Source organism: Ruminiclostridium papyrosolvens C7, from assembly GCF_000421965.1.
GTDB lineage: Bacteria > Bacillota > Clostridia > Acetivibrionales > DSM-1351 > Ruminiclostridium > Ruminiclostridium papyrosolvens_A.
In genome coordinates, this window is sequence record NZ_ATAY01000019.1 from 1 (window position 1) to 15,502 (window position 15,502).

The 15,502-nt window shown below is 39.0% G+C and carries 17 protein-coding genes; 15 read left to right on the forward strand and 2 right to left on the reverse strand.

Annotation, left to right across the window (positions count from 1 at the left end; all coding sequences use genetic code 11):
* Positions 1-20: 20 nt before the first annotated feature.
* Both coaW and L323_RS24630 read right to left on the reverse strand, forming a co-directional pair.
* Positions 21-866, reverse strand: coding sequence for a type II pantothenate kinase (gene coaW, locus L323_RS24625; protein WP_031341785.1), 846 nt, complete (start codon positions 864-866; stop codon positions 21-23).
* Between the two features lie 22 nt (positions 867-888).
* Positions 889-2,541 carry an OPT/YSL family transporter gene (locus tag L323_RS24630; RefSeq protein WP_020814310.1) on the reverse strand — a complete coding sequence of 551 codons (1,653 nt, stop codon included), beginning with the start codon at positions 2,539-2,541 and terminating at the stop codon, positions 889-891.
* 445 nt (positions 2,542-2,986) lie between these two features.
* Between L323_RS24630 and L323_RS24635 the strand changes: the two genes are divergently transcribed.
* The 15 genes from L323_RS24635 (at position 2,987) to L323_RS24700 (ending at position 15,174) form a co-directional block, all read left to right on the forward strand.
* Positions 2,987-3,763: an NYN domain-containing protein gene (locus L323_RS24635; RefSeq protein WP_020814311.1), complete on the forward strand. Its 777-nt coding sequence runs from the start codon at positions 2,987-2,989 to the stop codon at positions 3,761-3,763.
* A gap of 114 nt (positions 3,764-3,877) precedes the next feature.
* Positions 3,878-4,234: a YlxM family DNA-binding protein gene (gene ylxM / locus L323_RS24640; RefSeq protein ID WP_020814312.1), complete on the forward strand. Its 357-nt coding sequence runs from the start codon at positions 3,878-3,880 to the stop codon at positions 4,232-4,234.
* Positions 4,235-4,269: 35 nt separating this feature from the next.
* Entirely contained in the window at positions 4,270-5,616 is a 1,347-nt protein-coding gene (gene ffh, locus L323_RS24645) for a signal recognition particle protein (protein WP_020814313.1), read from the forward strand.
* 42 nt (positions 5,617-5,658) lie between these two features.
* Positions 5,659-5,904 carry a 30S ribosomal protein S16 gene (rpsP, locus tag L323_RS24650; protein WP_014313372.1) on the forward strand — a complete coding sequence of 82 codons (246 nt, stop codon included), beginning with the start codon at positions 5,659-5,661 and terminating at the stop codon, positions 5,902-5,904.
* Positions 5,905-6,051: 147 nt separating this feature from the next.
* Positions 6,052-6,282, forward strand: coding sequence for a KH domain-containing protein (locus tag L323_RS24655; RefSeq protein WP_031341788.1), 231 nt, complete (start codon positions 6,052-6,054; stop codon positions 6,280-6,282).
* A 69-nt stretch (positions 6,283-6,351) separates the two neighbouring features.
* Positions 6,352-6,861, forward strand: coding sequence for a ribosome maturation factor RimM (rimM, locus tag L323_RS24660; protein ID WP_020814314.1), 510 nt, complete (start codon positions 6,352-6,354; stop codon positions 6,859-6,861).
* Positions 6,861-7,550 carry a tRNA (guanosine(37)-N1)-methyltransferase TrmD gene (gene trmD / locus L323_RS24665; RefSeq protein ID WP_020814315.1) on the forward strand — a complete coding sequence of 230 codons (690 nt, stop codon included), beginning with the start codon at positions 6,861-6,863 and terminating at the stop codon, positions 7,548-7,550. Before rimM ends, trmD begins: the two co-directional genes overlap by 1 nt.
* 197 nt (positions 7,551-7,747) lie before the next feature.
* Entirely contained in the window at positions 7,748-7,918 is a 171-nt protein-coding gene (locus L323_RS40740) for a YezD family protein (protein WP_020814316.1), read from the forward strand.
* 133 nt (positions 7,919-8,051) lie between these two features.
* The gene (locus L323_RS24670) at positions 8,052-8,960 is read left to right on the forward strand and encodes a radical SAM protein (protein ID WP_020814317.1); all 909 of its coding nucleotides are present in this window, start codon (positions 8,052-8,054) and stop codon (positions 8,958-8,960) included.
* Positions 8,961-8,988: 28 nt separating this feature from the next.
* Positions 8,989-9,336, forward strand: coding sequence for a NifB/NifX family molybdenum-iron cluster-binding protein (locus L323_RS24675; RefSeq protein ID WP_020814318.1), 348 nt, complete (start codon positions 8,989-8,991; stop codon positions 9,334-9,336).
* A 16-nt stretch (positions 9,337-9,352) separates the two neighbouring features.
* Positions 9,353-10,231 carry a nitrogenase iron protein gene (gene nifH / locus L323_RS24680; protein ID WP_020814319.1) on the forward strand — a complete coding sequence of 293 codons (879 nt, stop codon included), beginning with the start codon at positions 9,353-9,355 and terminating at the stop codon, positions 10,229-10,231.
* Between the two features lie 18 nt (positions 10,232-10,249).
* Complete coding sequence (locus tag L323_RS24685; protein WP_020814320.1) at positions 10,250-11,731, forward strand: nitrogenase component 1; 1,482 nt, start codon at positions 10,250-10,252, stop codon at positions 11,729-11,731.
* Complete coding sequence (locus L323_RS24690; RefSeq protein ID WP_020814321.1) at positions 11,715-13,031, forward strand: nitrogenase component 1; 1,317 nt, start codon at positions 11,715-11,717, stop codon at positions 13,029-13,031. The genes L323_RS24685 and L323_RS24690 overlap by 17 nt, the downstream gene beginning before the upstream one ends.
* Before the next feature lie 44 nt (positions 13,032-13,075).
* Positions 13,076-14,257 carry a trans-sulfuration enzyme family protein gene (locus L323_RS24695; protein ID WP_020814322.1) on the forward strand — a complete coding sequence of 394 codons (1,182 nt, stop codon included), beginning with the start codon at positions 13,076-13,078 and terminating at the stop codon, positions 14,255-14,257.
* A gap of 8 nt (positions 14,258-14,265) precedes the next feature.
* Positions 14,266-15,174: a PLP-dependent cysteine synthase family protein gene (locus L323_RS24700; protein WP_020814323.1), complete on the forward strand. Its 909-nt coding sequence runs from the start codon at positions 14,266-14,268 to the stop codon at positions 15,172-15,174.
* Positions 15,175-15,502: the final 328 nt, after the last annotated feature.

Genomic DNA, 15,502 nt, shown 5'->3' on the forward strand with positions numbered 1-15,502 from the left:
CTTTTTTAGTATGAGTATATCTACAACACTTCACGCATTGAAATTCCTTCGGTATTAAAGCATATTGCAGCACCCACTGCAGTTGCATATTCTGCGTGTTCAGGTATTTGGAAGTTAACATTGTACAATACGCTAAGCTGATTAAATATGTTTTGAGCCTGGGGGACGTTTGTAAGGTTTCCTGTGAGAACAACATCCTTGATATTATCAATCCTTGTATTAAATACAGATACCATACCTATTGTCTGGAAAACAAGGTTTATAATTCCCAGTGCTAAATCTGCCTTTGTTACAAGGTCACTGATTTTTCCGAAATTAGATGCAGTGGTTTCGCTGGGTAGGGTTTCAAGAGCTTCCTTTGATATATCACCAATCGTTAAGTCAACGTTTGACAAATCGCCTCCGGCGGCTGTCTCAATAAGTTCATCGAAATGTCGGACATTCAACATTCTGTTGGAAAGACCCAGGAGTGTACCTCCGCCGATACCGGTTCCTCCCAAGTGTACAGCTGTATTATTTTCGGCTTTAACAAGTGCGGTACCTGTTCCCATACTTACGATGATGGCCTTTTTCAAATTACTTAGAAACAGGCCGCCCAATCCAATAGCCATAAATTCGTCGACTTTAGCTGTTGGGATGCCAAAAAGTCTGCTGTCAACAAACGATGAGCCTACACCTGTTACCATAATCCTCTCAATGTCCTCTATTTTAAATGAATTTACACTAAGAAATTTGCCAAACGCCCCATAAACAGATGCAATTGGGTCATTAGCACGAACGAGAAAAGGACTAATCATTGTTTTACCGTCAAAACCCATAATCTTGGTAGTACTTCCCCCAAGGTCTATTCCAATTACCTTACCCACAAAACCACTCCTCATTAATAAATTATCCTCTTGTAAACATTTTTACCAAAGCAATACCCACGCCTGTTATACCTTCACCGCCAAGAAGACCGGAGGCCGCAACAGTACCTGCGTCATCATCTGCTGATTTACTTCTTACACGGTCTGCTATAAACCTTATTACTCCACCTATAAATACTGCAGATGAGATTGTAAAGGGAAGGAAGACTCCTATACCGAGAGTAGCAGTTGGAAGACCAAAAAGATATAGTACAGCCCCGATGCCCACTGCAATACCAAAAACAATGGGATTACCTATGCCATTAATCATAGCTGAAACTCCTACCGCTTGAGCTGCGGGTAAAGCAGTCTTAGAACCTACCTCACCAAATTGATTGATAATAGCAAACAAAGCAAGGGAGGCTACTACAGTACCCACAACGCCTCCGACTATCTGGGAAATAAGCTGTGCTTTCGGGTTGGTTCCCAACACCTGCCCTGCCTTATAATCATTGAACAAGTCTCCGGAGAAGCCACTGGCAATTGCAGTACAAGCCGCAATCATCAGTGCATCCATGGCATCAATTTTAACAAAAGTCCTTACAGCCAGAAGTACAATTATACCAAATATCTCCATTGGATTAATACCTGTCTGACCCGTAATAGTTGCAGCCATTAAGGAAACAACATAAATACCTACAATCAGTAAAACAGAAGGCAACACCGGGATTCCGCTGGCAACTGTAAAAATGAAGGCAATGACGGTACCTGATACAATTAGAATTCTGCTGGGATTGAAAATGTTCTTTTTATTTTTAAAGGTTTCGGTCTTTTCTGAGTAAATACCCTTTTGTTTACCTTTTAGCTTTTTAATATATGAATATATTATCCCCACTAAAACACCGAGGCCTGTACCTACCAGAAGTCCAATACCTGCACTGGTTGTAAATGAGGAGGCAGCTGTTTTATCAGTAAATAACCCCAGTTTAGGGCCAAATGGAATTATAAATGCGTTGGAGAATAATGCTCCCAGAAACCAAACCCCGGTATAAAGTGTTCCGAGAATGTATCCCATACCGACTGCCATAGGAGAATTCCATACACCAAGAGTGGAGTTTTTATTAAACATAAATGCATCAGGAATTAGTCTTACCTGATCCCTTAGAAATGTATAAACCGTTGAAGTAAGCATTGTTCCAAAAAGAACTACGGATTTTTTACCGCCTTCGTCACCTGCTTTTATAGTTTCTGCCGCAGCTTGTCCGATAGGGAAGGGCAGAGCATTTTTTACAATATATCTGTACCTTAGAATGTAGGAAGTAACGCTTCCTAAAAGCATACCTGCCACAGCTATTGCTAATACTTTAACATAGTTTGATGAAAAACCTGCAGAGCCTTTCCAGATACCCATAATCCATAAGCCCGGCAGTGTAAAGGCAAGCCCACCTGCTACCATTGCACCAGCAGACATTGCGGTCTGTGTTATATTAATTTCATTGTTTGTAGTTTTTCCAAAAAGCTTCAGAAGTCCCATTGACAATACCGCTACAAAAATTGTAGGCCATGGAAGTGCACTCATTCTCAAAGCAACATACATGGAACTTGCAGTTATAACACAAGAACCCAGAGAGCCGATTATCAAACTCCTTAGTGACAATTGCTCGACTCCCATAAACTTTCTTTCCCGATTATTCAAAATTAAACTCCTCCTCATTCAGTAAACATGGTATACAAGTTTTATGCCATTTATTCATAGCTTAAACAGCATCAAAAAACAGAAGTAACAAAAGCTGATACTTCCTTAAAATAATAAAATATTGCGTTTACATAATTTTTGAAAAGAAAGATTTAAGTTTGAAAAACAGATATGAAGTACATCATAGAATCAACCCCCGTTCTCATTCCCTAATGGGATATAAGTCGAATTAAATATAATTAATTAAAACATGTCTGGTTTCATAATGAATACCAGCTGATAAGATATGATACCATATAAGAAAAACCAGTGCAATCTTAAAAAATGAGTAATTATTATTTTTTGGGAAAAATAGAGGCAATAGTCAACTTTATATACAAAACAAGGGCTTAATGTGCTAGTATTAAGTTAAGTGATTTTATAAATGAAAGGAGTAGAGTGAAAAATGAGTCCTGATGAAATGAGGCTTGCAGTATTGATAGATGCAGAAAATGTGCCTTATAGCAATGTTAAGGGGATTATGGAGGAAATTGCGAGGCATGGTACACCTACAATAAAAAGGATTTATGCTGACTGGACAAAACCTACCATGTCGGGTTGGAAAAATGTGCTACTGGAGAATGCAATAACGCCAATACAGCAGTACAGCTATACATCAGGTAAGAATTCTTCTGATTCGGCTATGATTATTGATGCAATGGATATTTTATATCAAGATCAGGTAGAAGGTTTCTGTATAATATCCAGTGACAGTGACTTTACCAGACTGGTTACCAGACTGCGTGAAGCAGGTAAAAAAGTATATGGCATAGGGGAAAGAAAAACCCCAAGTCCTTTTATCGCAGCTTGTGACAAGTTTACATATATAGAAATAATAAGTGCCTCACTTCAAAATAGCAGGACATTTGAAAGTGGTGCCAAAAAAGAAGAAATAACCGAAAAGGAACAGAGAAGCGGTACTATATCCATTGGTAAGGATATTATTAATTTAATATCCGTTTCAATTAATGATGTTGAGGACGAAAACGGCTGGGCTTTTCTAGGGGATGTAGGAAATCTTATAATCAAGAAGCAGCCTGACTTTGACCCCAGAAACTTTGGCTTTTACAAGCTGACGCATTTGATAAGAAAGCTTAAAGAATTTGAAATAGAAGAACGCGATACTAACAATTCTAAAATTAAACACATTTACGTCAGAAACAAAAGTAAACGTACAGACTAGATTGTAAAGTAAAAATACTTGACAATATACTATGATTGTTTTAAAATAAGCTGTAAAGTAAAAATACTTGACAATGAAATTGATTAACCCCGCATTCAATTAATGGAGGTTAATATGAATAAAATATACGAAACTTCACTGCTGCTTGATTTTTACGGACAGCTTCTGACAGAGCGGCAGTATGAAATACTTGATCTGCATTATAACAATGATTTTACTCTGACAGAGATTGCAGAACAGCTGAATATCAGCAGACAGGGTGTATATGATAATGAAAAGCGCGGAAGGGCGCAGCTCATAGAGTATGAAAACAAACTGGGACTGCTGGGGAAATTTTCACAGCAAAAACAAAAGGCACAGAATGTGCTTGTGATGATGAAGAAACTTAAACTTGATAAATTGGGCAAAGATAACGTAGATATTATTGAGAAAGTAATTACTGAAATAGAAGATTTGGCAAATAATATATAATACAGGCTTTTGTTTAGCAGATTGGAGGTTTTTAGATGTCAGTTTTTGAGGGTTTGTCAGGAAAGCTCCAGGAAACAATAAAGAAAATTCGCGGACAGGGCAGAGTATCCGAAAAAGATGTAAAGGATATGATGAGAGAAATCAAGCTGGCTCTGCTTGAAGCCGATGTAAACTTTAAGGTTGTTAAGGAATTTATAAGCAAAGTATCTGAAAGAGCGGTAGGTTCTGATGTGTTGGAGAGCCTTACACCGGGACAGCAGGTAGTTAAGATAGTTCATGAAGAACTGATAGAATTGCTTGGCAGGGAGCAGAGCAAGGTTACATTTGCACCAAAACCTCCGACAATTTTTATGATGGCAGGACTTCAGGGTGCAGGTAAAACCACTACGGCAGGAAAACTTGCAAATCTCTTGAGAAAACAGGGTAAAAACCCTTTGCTTGTTGCTTGTGACGTATATCGTCCGGCAGCTATAAAGCAGCTTCAGGTTTTGGGAAATCAATTGAATATTCCTGTATTTACACTGGAGAACAATCAGAATCCTGTTCAAATAGCTAAAGAAGCTGTTGCATTTGCAGAAATGAAACAGCATGATCTGGTTATAATTGATACGGCGGGAAGACTCCATATTGACGAAAAGCTTATGGATGAACTGTTAAATATAAAGAATTCAGTTAAACCCCACGAAATACTTTTGGTTGTTGACTCAATGACAGGTCAGGATGCAGTAAACGTATCTGAAACCTTTAATGAAAAGCTGGGTATTGACGGAGTAATCCTTACGAAGCTTGATGGTGATACAAGAGGCGGTGCTGCTCTTTCTGTTAAATCTGTTACAGGTAAGCCTATAAAATTTGCTGCAATGGGTGAAAAGCTCAATGATATAGAGCCATTTTTCCCTGACAGAATGGCATCCAGAATACTTGGAATGGGCGATGTTCTCAGCCTCATAGAAAAAGCTCAGGAAGCATATGACGAGAAAAAGGCTATAGAACTGGAAAAGAAAATGCGTACCATGACGTTTACGCTGGAGGATTTTCTAGACCAAATGCAGCAAATAAAGAAAATGGGACCTATCGGCGATTTGCTTGGTATGATGCCGGGTGTGGACTCAAAGGCTTTGAAGGATATAGATATTGATGAAAAGCAGATGGGACGTACGGAGGCTATTATCCAGTCAATGACAAGAAAAGAAAGACTGGATCCGTCAATTATAAACGGAAGCCGCAGGAAAAGAATCTCTGCGGGAAGCGGTACCACCATACAGGAAGTAAATGCACTCTTAAAGCAGTTTGAACAGATGAAAAAAATGATGAAAATGATGAGTGACATGGGCAAGAAAGGTAAAAAAGGCGGGCTTGGAAAGTTTAAGATGCCTTTTTGATAAATGATTTTGATTATAATCCTTTGAAGGAGGTGAAAATAAATGGCAGTAAAGATTCGTTTAAAGAGAATGGGTGCTAAGAAGAACCCTTTTTACAGAGTAGTTGTTGCTGATTCAAGATATCCAAGAGACGGTAGATTTATCGAGGAAATCGGTACTTATAATCCTGTTGTAGAACCAGCTCAGATTAAAATTGATGCTGAAAAGGCTCAAAAATGGATAAAGAACGGTGCTCAACCAACAGATACAGTTAAGTCACTTCTTAAGAAGCAAGGTATTGTTGAATAATTATCTAAAGCATAAAACAAAGGGGCTAAAAGGCCCTTGTGTTTTATTTGGCTGGGTTAGCCTCTTTTATTCTCTTACATACTGAGAATAAAGGAATTCATTTAGTTACAATTCGAAAGCCGCTTTAGGCTCATGGAGGCTAATATGATGAAAGAATTACTTGAAAGTATTGCAAGAGCCCTTGTGGATTTTCCGGATGAGGTTTTTGTAAACGAAATTCAGAATGAAAAGTCTATAATTCTTGAACTTAAAGTTGCAAAAGACGATATGGGCAAGGTTATCGGCAAACAAGGCAGAATTGCCAAAGCAATCAGAACTGTTGTTAAGGCTGCTGCAGTCAAAGATAACAGAAGAGTAGTTGTTGATATCATTCAGTAAGATAAGGGGCATAAAGCCCCTTTACTTGCGTTTAAAAAGTTATATTTTCAGTAAAGGCAAGGAGATAATATGCTGGAATATTTGATTGTAGGACAATTGGTAAATACCCATGGCGTAAAGGGAGAACTAAAGGCAACAGCCCAGACTGATGATCCTCAGAGGTTCAAAAAACTAAAATGGGTTTATATAGATAAAAATGGCAGTCTTGAAAAGTACAATATAAGCGGTGTTAAATTTTTTAAGCAGTTAGTTATAATAAAATTTGAGGGCATCGACAGCATTGAAGAAGCTGAAAAGCTAAAGGGCTTTTACATTAAGGTGGACAGGGCAAATGCTGTAAAACTGCCTAAGAATTCCTTTTTTATAACTGATATTATCGGTCTGAAGGTTTATGACGAAAACAATCAACTTCTTGGAGAATTAAGGGATGTAATACAGACCGGCAGTAATGATGTATATGTGGTAAGAGATTCTGAATCAAAAGAAATTCTAATACCCGCACTAAAGAGTGTTGTGAAAGAAATTTCCATTGAAGAAGGAAAAATATCAGTTATTTTACCGAAAGGATTGCTTGATTAATGAAATTTGACGTACTGACGCTGTTTCCGGAATTATTTGTTAGCGTAATGGGAGAAAGCATTATCGGGCGTGCACAGAAAAACGGCCTTGTTGAAGTAAATGCGGTAAATATCAGGGACTATTCAAAAGACAAGCACAGGAAAGTGGACGACTATCCTTTTGGCGGAGGCAATGGAATGGTAATGATGTGCCAGCCTGTTATAGATGCCTACAAAGCCATAACAGAAGGGATGGGGCAAAAGCCTAAAGTATTATACATGAGTCCACAGGGAAAAGTATTAACTCAGGAAATGGCCAAGGAGCTGTCAACCCAGGAGCATCTGATTCTTTTATGCGGACACTATGAAGGCATAGATGAACGTATAATAGAAGAAATAGTTGACGAAGAAATTTCTATTGGCGATTATGTACTGACAGGCGGCGAGCTGCCGGCTATGGTACTTATTGATTGCGTAAGCAGGCTTATCCCCGGAGTATTGTCGACAGAAGGCTCTTTTAGTGACGAGTCACATTTTAACGGACTGCTGGAATATCCTCAGTATACAAGACCCGCAGATTACAATGGAAATAAGGTTCCTGACGTATTGTTGTCAGGACATCATGCAAATATAGAGAAATGGCGGATACAGCAGTCATTGGATAGAACCAGGGAAAAGAGACCTGATTTATATGAGAAATTTAAAAAATAATATAACATAATGAAATATATAGGCGTATAGGCATTCCTTATAATTAAGAGGAATGCTTTTTGTTTTGAATAATTTGATATATCTATTGACAAATAATTCAAGTCGTAATATACTATCAATAACATATCAAACATATATGAATTATAAATTTACTAGGATTTGATATTTTTTAATTGAATTAAGAAGGTGGTGCTATTATGAGTCAACATCAGCAAAATATTGAGCAATCGAAAGTACCAATCTCAGAACAGGATATTCAGAAGCTATATGATATGGCCAAATCTCTAAGGTATGGCTCAATCACTCTGGTTTTTCAGGATGGAAATCTGATACAACTGGAAAAAAATGAAAAAGTCAGGGTAAAATAAAAAATATTTTTCATTACATACTTATTTTTAATGATATAGATTTAGTTGACTAAAAAATTAGAGGCTAAGTTAAAACCATTGTTGGTTTTGCTTGGCTTTTTTTATTGTATATAAACATAAAGGGGGCGGCATTATGACAGATTGCTGCAAGGTTGAAACCGAAGAAGTTCAAACTCATCAAAAATTAAATCATCTTTTGGGAAAACACCCGTGCTTTAGTGCAAGGGCACATTTTAAATACGGAAGAATACATTTGCCTGTTAGTCCTACATGTAACATTCAGTGTAAATTCTGCAAAAGATGCATAAATAAAATTGAAAACAGACCGGGAGTTACAGCAAAAGTACTTACTCCCAAGGAAGCGGTTAAAATAGTAGCTAAAGCTTTGGAACTTTGCCCTGAAATAAGTGTGGTGGGTATTGCAGGCCCCGGAGAAACACTTGCTACAGATAATGCTCTGGAGACTTTTGAAATGTTGGGAACTGAATACCCTGATTTAATCAAATGCCTTAGTACAAATGGTCTTATGCTAGACAAATACTCCGAGAGAATTATTAATGCAGGTATAAAAACGGTGTCGGTTACAGTAAATGCTGTTGAGCCGGATATTCTACAGAACATCTGTACAGGAATATTCTGGAATGGCAGTTATCTAAAAGACTATGAGGGAGCTGAAAAGCTCATACAAGAACAATTAAAGGGGATAGAAAAACTGAGCAACGAAGGCATAGCCGTGAAGGTAAATACTGTACTGATACCGGATTTGAATTACGGACATATGGAAGAAATTGCACGGGTGGTTTCGAAAGCCGGAGCATCCATTATAAATATAATTCCGCTTATTCCGCAGCATGAAATGAAAAGTTTCAGACCACCTGATTGCAATGAATTAAACAATGCCAGAGAGTGGGCAGGAAAATATCTGAATGTTTTCAGACATTGCAGGCAATGCAGGGCAGATGCATGTGGTATTCCCGGCAAAGGCAAGGAGCTTGGCAATCTGCTCTATGATTTTCCCATGGAAACCTTTTCCCATGGCTAATGAGTAAACAACTAATCGGGAGGCTAATATGACTTATAAAATAGCAGTAGCCAGCAGTGACGGTAAGGTAGTAAATCAGCATTTCGGCCACTGCAGGCAGTTTTTGATATTTGAGAATGATGATACGGGTAGATGGAAATTTGTTGAAAGAAGAGACACGTTCCCTGCTTGCAAGGCGGGAGAGCATAGTGAAGCATCTATGCAGTATGTTGTCACACTACTTGAAGACTGTAAGGCTGTGGCGGCTGCACAAATAGGTTTAGGCGCCATTCAGGCTCTGACATTGATGCAAATAAGGGCCTTTTGCGCTGTAGGTCTCATAGAACAGGTTCTTGAAAAAGTTAATGAAACTTTAAATATAAAGACAGAAAGCTAATATTGGGAGGTTTAAAATGGCTAAAAAAATCAAACAAATTGCAATTTATGGGAAAGGTGGCATTGGCAAATCAACTACAACTTCAAATATAAGTGCCGCTCTTTCGGCAGCAGGATACAAGGTAATGCAGTTTGGCTGCGACCCCAAGAGTGATTCAACAAATACACTGAGGGGCGGAAACTACATCCCCACAGTTTTGGACACTCTTAGAGAAAAAAACACAGTAAAGGCTCACGAGGTTATTTTTGAGGGGTTTAACGGAATTTACTGCGTAGAGGCAGGCGGTCCGGCTCCGGGTGTTGGATGTGCTGGAAGAGGTATTATTACAGCGGTTCAGCTGTTCAAACAGCAGAATATTTTTGAAGAGCTTGATTTGGATTTTGTTATATATGATGTTCTTGGTGATGTTGTTTGCGGCGGCTTCGCCGTTCCAATAAGAGAAGGAATTGCAGAACATGTTTTCACGGTTTCGTCGGCTGATTTTATGGCAGTTTACGCTGCCAACAACTTGTTTAAGGGTATACATAAGTATTCAAATTCAGGAGGAGCCTTACTTGGCGGTGTCATAGCAAATTCTATAAATGCACCTTATGCAAAGGATATTATTGATGATTTTGCAAAACAGACTCATACCCAGGTAGTTGAATATGTACCAAGGTCGGTAACAGTCACTCAAAGCGAATTACAGGGGAAAACCACCATTGAGGCTGCTCCTGACTCAGAACAGGCAAAAATATATAAAGCTTTAGCTGCAAAAATTGCAGGACATGAGGAGTCAAAGGTGCCATCACCCTTGGATGTGAAGGAACTCAGAAATTGGGCTGCAAGATGGGGCGATTATTTGCTGGCTCTTGAAACAGGTGAAATCAGGACGGAAGCAGCAGGAAATCTATAATAAAGGGGACTGGAAAAATTGAGCAACATAAATATAAAAAGCCCGGAGGTTCAGATAAGAGAAGTGCGGTTAGGTTCTATAATCGGATTTGAAGGAACAGCCGGGGAGCTTGTAAGGTGTGCCAGAGCAGGCAATTTGCAGGATAAATCAAGAAGCTTCAGCCAGTGTATGGGCTGCAGCTCCAGAAATGCATTCTGCCAACTGTCAATGATAAAAGATGCAGTTGTTATTAATCATGCACCAGTAGGTTGCTCCGGGGATTTTTTCGGCTTCAATTTCACGTATCGGGTAGGGCAGATGGAAAGAAATCTGCCTCCCGCTATAGGCAGATACTTTAATACAAATATCGAAGAAAAGGATACTATTTTCGGGGCTACCCAAAAGCTTGAAGCAACTATAAGAGAGGTATATTCAAGGCTTAAGCCAAATGCTGTCTTTATAACTACCTCTTGTGCATCTTCCATTATAGGGGATGATGTGGAGTCAGTTGCCAACAATTTGACTGATGAACTTGGAATTCCTGTAGTAGCTTGTTTCTGCGAAGGGTTCCGGTCTAAAATATGGACTACGGGCTTTGATTCTGCCTACCATTCTATAGTTCGCAAAATAGTAAAACCACCCAGAAAAAAGAGCAATAAGGTCAACATAATCAATTTCTGGGGTTCTCATATTTTTGACGAGCTTTTAAAGCCGCTGGGCTACGAACCTAATTATATAGTACCATTTTCAACAATTGCCGATTTGGAATACATTTCGGAGGCGGCTGCAACCATTCAGATATGCCCTACTCTGGGAACTTATTTCGGGGCTGCTTTAGAGGAGATATACGGGGTACCTGAAATTAAGGCACCTCCGGCATATGGTATTAGCGGTACTGACGATTGGATGAGAGAATTGGGAAAAGTACTGGGCAGACAGGAAGAAGTAGAAAAAATAATCGTCAAGGAGCATATAAGAGTTATTCCAATTCTTGAGGAATACAGGGATAAGTTTAACGGTAAAACAGCTTATGTTACAGCAGGAGCATCCCATGGTCATGCTTTGATTGCTCTCTTAAGAGAGCTTGGGTTATCTGTGCAGGGGGCTGCCATATTCCACCATGACCCTGTTTATGATAATGGTGAGCCTGATTCTGACACGCTGCTACATACAATAAATACATATGGGGATGTGCATAATTACAATGTCTGCAATAAGCAGGCTTTTGAACTTGTAAATATTTTAAACAGGATAAGGCCGGATATTATGATTGCAAGACACGGGGGTATGACGCTCTGGGGGGCAAAGCTGGGAATACCTACATTACTCATAGGCGATGAACAATTTGGCTTCGGATATCAGGGGGTTCTTAATTACGCTGAAAGAATATTAGAAACACTTGATAACAGGGAATTTGTTTCAAATTTAGCTAAACACAGCTCAATGCCTTATACAAAATGGTGGCTTGACCAGAGCCCATTCTCATTTCTCGGAGGTAATGTACATGTTGAAGTTTATTGAACAGCCAAGATACTCATGTGCTATAGGAGCTCAGCAGACAGTTGTTGCCATTAAAAGAGGTGTTCCCATTTTGCATGCGGGCCCGGGCTGCAGCGCCAAGGTAAGTGATATAATCGGCCAAGGAGAAGGCTATGCAGGAGGAAATAACATTCCATGTACAAATACCGGTGAAGCAGATGTGGTATACGGGGGAGAAGAGAGACTGAGAAATGTAATTGACGGAGCATTAAAGGTAATGGACGGTGATCTGTATGTTGTACTTACAGGATGTACCTCTGATATTGTGGGGGACGATGTGGGCAGAGTTACGGCAGAGTATCAACAGCAAGGAAAGCCAATAGTATTTGCTGAAACAGGAGGTTTCAAGAGCAATAATTATGTAAGTCATGAAGTAGTAGTAAATGCAATAATTGACCAGTATGTAGATATTAATTATAAAGGGGAAAAGACCCAAAAAAATCTGGTAAATGTTTTTACAACAGTTCCTTATCAGGACCCATACTGGAATGGCAATCTTGAAGAACTCAAAAGAATCCTTGAAGGTATTGGCCTTAAAGTAAACATACTTTTCGGAAATGAGTCCAAGGGAGTTAGTGAGTGGAAAACAATTCCCCAAGCGGAATTTAACATACTTGCAGGTGCTTGGACTGGCCTTGGAATAGTAAAGCATCTGGAAGAAAAATACGAGACACCCTATTTACATTTTCCATATATACCCATTGGAGGTATAGAGACAACAAGATTTTTACGAGAAGTTGCCGAATTTGGGAATCTCGACAAGACAAAGGCAGAGGTCTTTATAAAAAGTGAAGAAGAAAAATACTATTCATTTATTGAAAGAACAGCAGATTTTATGCTGGAATTCAGGTACGGCCTTCCAAGGAGGTTCTATACCATACTTGATGCATCATATTCTTTGGGTTTCTCAAAGTTTCTGCTCAATGAGCTTGGAATAATTCCCGCAAAACAATTTATTATTGATGATACTCCCGAAATATACAGAAAACAGATTGAACAACAGTTTTTAAAAATATCGGACTTTAGGACTTCATCAGTATCCTTTTCAATAGACGGGGGCGAAATTCAGAAGGAAATCCGGCAGGAACAACAAAAAAATAGAGCTTTGATTCTGGGGAGCGGATGGGACAGAGATTTGGCAAACGACATAAAAGCCGACCTCCTTATTGTCAGTGCACCTGTTACATACCGTCTGATTCTGAATTGCGGTTATGCAGGTTACAGAGGAGGCCTCAGGGCAATTGAGGATATATATGACAGAGTTTTAAACACATACAGGTAAGGTGGACTGAATTAATTAATGAAACATCCAAAGGGGGATTTAATATGGAAAGCGACATGATGACAGAAGCAGACATGCAAAGCTTAATTAGTACGCTGGTAATACATGGTGGGACAGACGGAGATGAAAAGACCGGTGCCGTAAGTGTACCGATATATCAGACATCAACATACAGACAGCAGGAGCTTGGTGTAAATAGCGGGTACGAATATTCAAGAACGGGTAACCCTACAAGAGAGGCCATAGAAACACTTATAAATGAACTGGAGGGCGGAACGACAGGTCTGGCATTCGCCTCAGGAATGGCAGCTATAACTGCGGTATTAATGCTCCTTAAAAGCGGTGATAGTGTTATCATACCAAGTAATATCTACGGCGGGACCTTCAGAGTACTTGACAAGATTTTTAAAAATTTCAATATAGAATATGAGATAGTAGATACATCTGACCTAACAGAGGTAGAAAAACGGATTAATCCAAAAGTGAAGGCAGTACTGATAGAAAGTCCTGCAAACCCTCTGCTTACAATAACAGATATAAGAGGTATTTCAGAAATCGCCCACAGACACGGTGCTCTGGTAATAGTTGATAATACTTTTATGACTCCTTATCTGCAAAGGCCACTAAAACTGGGCGCAGATATAGTACTGCATAGTGCCACAAAATATCTGGGAGGGCACAGTGACGTAATTGCAGGGCTGGTTGTGGCAAAGGACAAAACCACAGGGGAACGTTTAAAATTCATACAGAATGCTACAGGTGGTGTTCTCTCTCCATTTGATTCGTGGCTCCTTATTAGGGGGATAAAGACGTTGACGGTTCGTATGGATAGACATATTGAGAATGCCCGGTATTTAGTTGAATTTCTGAAAAACCATGCCGGAGTCACAAAAATATATTATCCGGGGCTACCTGAAAATGAGGGGTATTCAGTTCATAAACAGCAGGCTTTTGGCCCGGGAGCAATGATTTCCTTTGTATTGTCAGATGATTATGATATAAAGGAATTTTTCAGGAATATAAAAGTAATAACCCTTGGTGAAAGCCTGGGCGGAGTCGAATCTCTGGTTAGCCATCCGGCTAGTATGACTCATGCTTCCATTCCTTATGAGGTAAGACAGAAGGTGGGAATAGTTGACAACCTTATAAGACTATCTGTTGGGATTGAAGACAGGGAGACCCTTATAAATGACCTTGAAAATGCTTTTAAAAAAGCTGGAAAGTGAGGTTGTTTATGAGATATTATAATGATATTCAAGAGTTTATAGGCGGCACACCTCTTCTAAAACTTAATCATTCCGATATAAAGGAAAGAGTAAATATTTATGCAAAATTAGAGCTGTTTAATCCCGGTGGCAGCGTAAAAGACAGAATGGGAGTTGCACTTATAGAAGATGCAGAGAACAAAGGAATTTTACAAAAAGGTTATACAATTGTAGAGGCTACAGCCGGAAATGCCGGTATCGGGATAGCCTTAGCTGCATTAAACAAAGGATACAGGATTATTTTTGCAGTTCCAGAGAAATTTTCACATGAAAAACTGGTTATAATGCAGGCTTTGGGAGCTGAAATAATACATACTCCTCTTGAAAAGGGAATGAACGGTGCATTTGAAAAAGTAGAAGAACTACTGACAGATATTAAGAATTCTGTATGCCTTAGTCAATTTACAAATCCGGTAAATCCAAAGATTCACTATGAAACTACAGGACCTGAAATATATAATGATCTTGACGGAAAGATAGACTACGTAGTAGCCGGAGCAGGTAGTGGCGGTACAATATCAGGAGTAATGAAGTACTTGAAGGAGCGGAATAAAAACATAAAGGGAATTCTGGCTGACCCGGTTGGTTCGACAATGGGTGGAGGATTACCCGGGTGTTATTCAATAGAAGGAATAGGAAATACGTTTATGCCTGAAACCATGGACTTATCACTCATTGATGAAGTAATAAAAGTTGATGACAATCAGGCACTTGAACAGGTGAAACTCCTTGCCAAAAAAGAGGGTTTGCTTGTAGGAACTTCTTCAGGAGCTGCAATGTATGCTGCAAGAGTTATTGCGCAAAGAGTGGAACATGCAAGTGTGGTAGTAATTTTTCCTGATAGGGGAGACCGGTATATAAGTAAAAATATTTTTTAAATGAAAGCGTTACACCCTCCACAAAAAGGGGTATACACGGCTGTAAACCATATACCCCTTTTTATATTTTTTATTATTAAGAATCAAATTTAAGACTCAATTGACAATTACTGAGATGCCTTGTATAATTGGAAATGTACGGATAATAAGTATGAAAGGAGTTGTTTTAATGTCTGTAAAAAATGTTGAGGTGTTTTTCTATTAATTAAATACTGGCACAGGTATATATTCAAGGGCCTTTGTATAAAATTAAGGTTAATTGGTTTTACCGTGCAGCTTCTTTCGAGCAACCTATATCGTGTATATATACAGTTATGTGTCGGCACGC